This is a genomic window from Bacteroides sp. MSK.20.12, assembly GCF_019052435.1.
Classification (GTDB): Bacteria; Bacteroidota; Bacteroidia; order Bacteroidales; family Bacteroidaceae; genus Bacteroides; species Bacteroides xylanisolvens.
Window position 1 is genome coordinate 21561 of sequence record NZ_JAHQVH010000061.1, and the last position, 7246, is coordinate 28806.

At 32.1% G+C, this 7246-nt stretch carries 7 protein-coding genes; all 7 read right to left on the reverse strand.

Going from position 1 to position 7246, the window contains the following annotated elements:
- Window positions 1-341 precede the first annotated feature (341 nt).
- Window positions 342-1457: a WavE lipopolysaccharide synthesis family protein gene (locus tag KTR06_RS22425; RefSeq protein ID WP_015532609.1), complete on the reverse strand. Its 1116-nt coding sequence runs from the start codon at window positions 1455-1457 to the stop codon at window positions 342-344.
- A complete protein-coding gene (locus KTR06_RS22430; RefSeq protein ID WP_008643076.1) occupies window positions 1442-2893 on the reverse strand; it encodes an oligosaccharide flippase family protein in 1452 nt (483 codons plus the stop codon). Before KTR06_RS22430 ends, KTR06_RS22425 begins: the two co-directional genes overlap by 16 nt.
- Before the next feature lie 310 nt (window positions 2894-3203).
- Complete coding sequence (locus tag KTR06_RS22435) at window positions 3204-3917, reverse strand: hypothetical protein (RefSeq protein ID WP_008643074.1); 714 nt, start codon at window positions 3915-3917, stop codon at window positions 3204-3206.
- Window positions 3914-4771, reverse strand: coding sequence for a phosphotransferase (locus KTR06_RS22440; protein WP_008021484.1), 858 nt, complete (start codon window positions 4769-4771; stop codon window positions 3914-3916). The genes KTR06_RS22435 and KTR06_RS22440 overlap by 4 nt, the downstream gene beginning before the upstream one ends.
- On the reverse strand, window positions 4761-5339 hold the full coding sequence (locus KTR06_RS22445) for an HAD family phosphatase (protein ID WP_217290821.1): 579 nt from the start codon (window positions 5337-5339) through the stop codon (window positions 4761-4763). Before KTR06_RS22445 ends, KTR06_RS22440 begins: the two co-directional genes overlap by 11 nt.
- Window positions 5339-6070 carry a glycosyltransferase family 2 protein gene (locus KTR06_RS22450; protein ID WP_008021480.1) on the reverse strand — a complete coding sequence of 244 codons (732 nt, stop codon included), beginning with the start codon at window positions 6068-6070 and terminating at the stop codon, window positions 5339-5341. Before KTR06_RS22450 ends, KTR06_RS22445 begins: the two co-directional genes overlap by 1 nt.
- A gap of 217 nt (window positions 6071-6287) precedes the next feature.
- Window positions 6288-7246: exopolysaccharide biosynthesis polyprenyl glycosylphosphotransferase (locus KTR06_RS22455; RefSeq protein ID WP_217290822.1), on the reverse strand; the 959-nt coding region annotated here is incomplete at its 5' end.

The window sequence follows — 7246 nt, forward strand, 5'->3', positions numbered from 1 at the left end:
ATTATTAATTTCAAAACTCTTCTTGTACACAAAAATTAAAGGAATTACAGTCCCTACAGCTACATATAACGGACACCACCATCCTGTGAATTCACTACATCCTAAATGCCATAAATGACCTTTTACTGAAGGATATTTTGCTAATATATTATAACCCAATTACATACAGCAAAGCAACTAAATTAAAGGCCAACATATACCCAATAAGAATCTGTAGCGATTGGTCTTCACAGCATAAAAAACTTAACACTATAAATCGGTCACTTATTACTAAGTAAAGTGAAAGGTCCATCGTCGTATAATGGCTAGAACACGAACTACAGAAACTATTAAATTTTTCATTATTCTATAGTGTAATTAGCCTTCTCGTTTTCCATCCACTCTTCATATATATACTTATGGTTCATGATATTAATAAAATCAGATGAACTTATATGCCGAAATGGATCTCTATAATTGTGCTTACCATCGTATTCACAGTAAAACTGTCCCAGGTCATTGAGTCCATACTTATTCCACAATGTCAATAAGTCCTCCGAATCTACAATATAGCAATACTCACCTAGAAAATTCCACCAATCTTTGAGACTTAAATCAGAATTATGATATTTCTGAATAAAGCGTTTGGTTATATTTATTTCAGACGCTGGCCACTTAGCAAGAGTTTCACCCGTCAGTACTCGCTTTGTATCGAAATTATCTTTTCTATAACAATGAATATTCCTATCATCATATGGAATATCAAATAAGTTTATAAGATCATCAGTATATCCAAAATAGAGAAAATCTTGCAGCCACATAGGATTAAACATTTGCCCCCAATTACCAGCTTGTGTTATTATACGTCCTTTCAATCCATAAACATTACTAGAAGAAATCGTATTTAATTCAACAAGGCTCTTAAGATATTCAAAAGCAAATTCACGATAGACACGTAAATCTGATCTATTCTTTAATGCAAACTCTGCTCCCAATTCTTTAGCTCTTTTCAATCCAGCCAAGCTTGTGCAAATTTGATAGTTTACATTCCCCAAGCCACACACAGGTATATCTTTATTCAAAACAACTTCGCACCCTAATAATTCCAAAGTCCGTACTATAGATGGGTCTGTATAATCCCAAGTACTAACTATGATAATTGCTCCCGGAAACAATCTTCTATATAATTTAATAGTCTCAAAAGTAAATTCATCACGCATCTCTATCAACCCTTGAAGAACAATAGCAAATTCACCAGAAGTAGTTGTAGTCTTTATATTACTAGGAATAAAATAATCTGCTTTTTTGGGGCGAAGTTTATAACAAAAATAGTTATCTGAATATTTTTCAAAACTACGAGAAAAAATATCTAGCATAACCTTTTCATTTCTACATAAACGAATCATCAATGAAATAGTACATGAAAAAAACTTTCGCAATATACTCTTAATCAACTGCATTTTTATTTCTTTAAACATTTATTTTGAACAATCGCAAGGCCTTCTAATATCAGCGAATCCTTTAGCAATAAAAGTGAAAGTACATATATAAAAGCTCCTACGCACATCATTATAATGCACATCAATAAATTATTCCAATTTAATGACTGAAGCACAAACAAGCCTCCCCCCATTAAAATAACAGCGAATAAATAATGTATTATTGATTTATCGAATAACCTAATAGAAATATACTTTCTTCCCATGATGTACAACCCTGTAGTTGCAACTAGTTCTGCAGCTAAATACCCCATAGCAGCACCATAATGCTTGAATGTAGGAATAGTCAAAAAACACACTAAGAGGTCTGTAATACATGCCATTAAAGTTACTTTCACCATAATATACACTTTCCCTTTAGGATAAAGAGTCTGCATCCCAAATACATTTGAAAGTCCCACTAAAACCAGCAAAACAGATAAAATCTGAGAAACACCTATAGATGGTATAAAACTATTACCACCCAAAATAGGTATAGCATATTGACTAACAAAGAACAGTCCAACAGATATTGGTAAAGAAACTCCAACAGTAAACGAATATACTTTTTGAGAGATTGTAGCAAATTCTTCATCTCTTCCTTCAGCCATCAAATTCGAAAACCGAGGTAGCAAAATTGCAGTTAACGAATCTACTATTCCAAACACTAGTGAAAACAATTTTATACCACCATAATAATAACCAACATATACATCATCAGTCATAAATCCTAAAATTACTGGATTAAGAGTAAGATATATAGTAGATAATAAAACTAATAAAAATGTTATACCTACAGACTTTAAATGCTTGTAAGGATTAATACTACGTCGATCAATATTACATATACACAAATATTTACGTAATCTAATAAAATTGAATACACTATTTCCTACCGATGTAAGAGTAATTGTAATACCATACCATAGAATATCATTTTTTGTCTTTACTAAAGTAAACAATAATATAATCCCAATCATACGGACAATCAAACCACGAACCGTAATATATTTAAAATCTTCAATGCCTTTATAAAACCATTCACATCCAATGGTAGTAAGAAAAATAGAAGAACTTAACAACAAGAAAAGAGGTAAATCTGTTTGTATCTTGGGAACTGTAAAACATAAAATAGCAACGACCAAATAACCAATCAAGGTAGTAATTCCATGTAGAGATAATATCTCAATCGTGGTAACATTAAGTTGCTTTCTATCGTTTCTCACTCTAGCAATTTCTCTTACTGCATATAATGGTATACCTAATCCTACAACTAAACTGATATATGATATTATTGATTGATAAAAGTTCACTTCTCCTATTCCTTCTGCTAACAAAATCCTAGATGAATATGGAAACGTTATTAAAGGAAATAGAATTCCAGAAATAGTATTCAATAGATTGAAAATATAATTAGCTGTTATTGATCTTGACATAAATATTAAAATATTTGCTTTATAAACAAGTTACATAGACCACTATTTCCTTAACCCTTCTTATACATTAATCATAGAAAGCCATACTAACCTTCTTTATCATATAAGTTATCGCCCAAAAAACATTTATTGGCTTTGTGTGTTAAAAATCACTTTTATCAAATATACTTCACAATAGAATACTAAAAACGGATTGTATTCATATATTCGATCTTGAAATCATTTTCTATTATTATATCAATAAAAGAAATTATCAATACAAATTGATTGTATATTTTATAAACGATACATCGACCAGCTATAAAACCATTTAATACTTCCATAATCTATCCAGTAAATAATAATTATAATCTCTTTCACTTCCCCAATCTTGGAAGTCTTTCACCTCAAAAGGCCTAAAAGGAATATTATCCAATAGCATAGCATAGACTATATGCGACATAAAAAGTTGTTCATACAAATATAATCTCTCATAATATTTGCAGAACACAGCAGCATCATCAAAAATATAACCTCCTGCATTAAAGAAACGGCTGATGATTTTTTTTTCTATTATATTTGTTATATAGAACTGATCATCAAGTTCCACATAACTCTTATTTCTTGGATTCACCATTTCCAACTTATCAAGTGGATAAATAGCTATACTATTTGCAATGGTAAAATCTCCACAAAAATAGCCATCAGGATCTTTCACAAAAATTGCTCCTTCTATGTTCTCGCAATTCACAGTCCGATAGACAGTCTCAGCCTGGCTAGTGGTTGGCTCATCAAGAACTACGACCTTAGCATTACTCAGTCCCAACTTTTTAAATTGCAATTTCAGCAATAATGACAAATAGTATTTTTTATCATATTTTTCAAGAATTGTAAAATAGATATTATCAAAACGATTTAAATCTAACCCTTGAATAGATTTTATGCAAAGCGAGATTCCATCAGGAGCAAAGTTAAATATATAAGGCATATAGTTCTCATACTCAATATTGTCAGCTCCTATAGGAATAATCAAACTAATACTCATAAAATTGAATTGAGGACATTTTTTAAGAATGCTACAGTTCTCTCCTCCTTAGCATATTGTATAACACGTAGGAAATTCATCAACTGAAAAGTACTATAATACTTATTATACCAATCATAATTACTATAATATATATCTATCTCTTTATCTATCTTGTCTGAAATTATTCTCATCCGCACAGAATCAAAATCATGCCCATACATAAGCTGCGACCAACCATAATTTGAATCTTGCCTAATCTTTACTAAATCAAGTAATGGAGATTCCAAAAATGAGTCCAGAAAGTCTATCAAATAGTAATTATTTCCATTAAATAGTATATTTGAAAAAGTCAAGTCTCCATGACACTGTCCAACTGGTATGTTTATCTCTTCATCTAGTTCATTGAATACAATTGAAGACTTCTCTAGAATTATCTTAATATCTGTATCCTTACTAATAAAATCATTTTTAGCAACTTTATCACAAACATCATTATATTTATTTATTACAACATTTTTATTAATCGGAGTCATTTTTGAATTTTCAATTTCAGAATCAATAAAAATTTTCAATGCCTTGATAAAATAACTAATCTGGTCAAATCCTGCATCTTCAAAATAATCTACATAATTCTTACTATATATATACTCCATCTTAATATTTAGATATTCATCCATACGTTCAATACCATATATTTTCGGTACACGAATATGCTGATAAGCTATCTTTGAAGCATTACACTGTTTCAAAGCTTGCTTATACAATCGTGGAATATAATTCTTATCACGAGTACTCTTGTTAATAAACAAGCTATCCCCGCCATTAACAATGTCTATCTGACAACCAGAATGCCCTCTTATTTCAATCTCCATAATAGTTTGAATTAACAACTATATAGTTTATACCTGCTGACTGGGCTGCCTGTACACCCACTTCCGAATCTTCAAAAACAAGTGCCTCATTAGGTTGCATAGAAAAATGCCTTAATACTGTCCTATATATCTCAGGGGAGGGTTTTCCTTGTCTCACCTCCTCACCCGCCAAAATAAGATCAAATATATCAGTTACCTCAATGTATTGCAATGCTTTTTCTAAATTTTTACGACATGCAGTAGAAGCTATCGCTGTTTTACCTCCAGCATTGTGAAAAGTTTTCAGTATAGTTAATAAAGAATTATTCACTTTAAAATATCTAAAAAAATCGGGGTAACAATTACCTTTAAACTCACTTATTTTTTGAGTTACAACCGGATCTGTTATGCCAACAGTTGCCATAAACTTTTCAAACCTAAAACCAAAACAATGACGATAGTCTACCTCTTTAAGAGCTAATCCCACCTGATTAAAAGCCTCTTGATAAGCCATAAAATTAGCTCGAAAAGTATCAACTAATGTACCGTCAAAATCTACAATTAACAGTTTTATTTCACTTCCGAGCATTACATATATCGTTTAAGTTCTTCAGGTGTCCCATAAGAATAATAATTTTCCATTAAGCAAAGTTTGACAGTTTCTCCATTCTTCAACAAATAATTATAAAGTAATGACACATAAAATTCCGATTTATTAGGTATTGAATTATCTAATAATTGATGCGCAACTTTTAAAAAACCTTTTCCTGAAGAAAAGAAATACGCTCCACAAAGAGCATGATTAGATATTACCTCTTTCTCTGCTGTACGCCTTACTATATTATTAGCATCAATCTCAGCATAACTATACTTTGGAAGGTCTGATTCAAATGATACCAACAAGCCGCCATTGACCTCATCTACAGGTTTTGCTAATATTTGACGAATATTTTCAAGAAAAGCCTTACTAGAGAATTCCAAATCACAGTCCATAACTATAACAGAATCATTAGGGTCTATTGCAGACTCAGCCATCAAACAAGTTTCAACTGCACCACGAGTGGTATTAAGTACAGAAAAAACTTTAGCATTTGGCAACTTGTTTTTTATATATTCGTTTATATGATATCTATCAATATGTTCCTGACGAACAATAAATGAATACTTCAAATTTATATCGTCCATAATTACGCTCCTAATAGCTCTAACGAACAAAGGTATCCCCTTCAATTCAATCAATGGCTTTGGTGTAGTCCAACCTTCTTTAAGAAAACGTGTTCCCTCACCTGCCATTGGCATGATAATATGTAAACTTCGCATAGTCCTCTATAATATTAAGTGCACATTATTTAACTATCCAACCTTTTCAGCTTAAGATAACTAAAAGTGTACTGATTGATTAGTCATTCCCTAATAATTAATTACAATATTTCCTTCGTTAATACACTTTCTTAAAGCTAAAGATTTCATTAGCTATATTATATCAACATTGAGAAATTGATATCTGTATCTGCTCAATTTTAATCCATTCCTTATCTTAATATGCATTCTTTTCTCCAACAACTACATTTGCTATAGTCTTATAAATGATATATATATCAAGTAGCATTGTCCAATGCTCCATATACCAAATATCAGCTTTAACACGTTCCTCCATCTGTGAGAGTTCTCTCGTTTCACCACGAAAACCATGTGTTTGAGCCCAGCCGGTTACTCCAGGTTTTATAAAGTGCCGCACCATATACTTATCAATCAAACGGGCATAAGTCTCCGTATGAGCCAACATGTGTGGACGTGGTCCCACTATTGACATATCACCCCTAAAAACATTGATAAACTGGGGAAGTTCGTCAATATTAGAACGACGAAGGAAGTTCCCAAACCGAGTTTTACGAGGATCATCAGCCGTAGCCTGTTTACTGTCAGCTTCATCATTCACTTTCATAGAACGGAATTTATAACACACAAAATCCACACCATTCAACCCCGTACGCATTTGCTTAAAGAATACAGGACCGGGAGAAGTCAACTTTATAATACTTCCCACTATGAGATAAACAAAGGGAAAAACTGTAACCAGAAAAAAACCGGAGAAAACAACATCAAACATCCGTTTCAACATACGGTTCTCCATCTTACCCAAAGGTTCATAACGCAGATTCAAGATAGGCATATTGCCAACCATACTGTGCCAGATACGACGCGGAAAACCTTTACATACATTAGGAACACCGTGAAAATAAAGCAAATGGTTTTCACAATAATTCATGATAGAAAAATTGTAACGTCCCTCCTCCATCGATAGAGAACAAAAAACATGCTTGATGCTTGGATGTGCAGACATAAAATCTGAAAAACCGTCAGGATTACCCAAATAGGAACATTGAGAAGAAAGAGCATCATTCGGTTTTATATCAAAATAACCCACGACTTCATATAGGGAAGACGCCAGAGAACTTTCCATCTCCTCATACAACACCTGCATATTATTGCCTC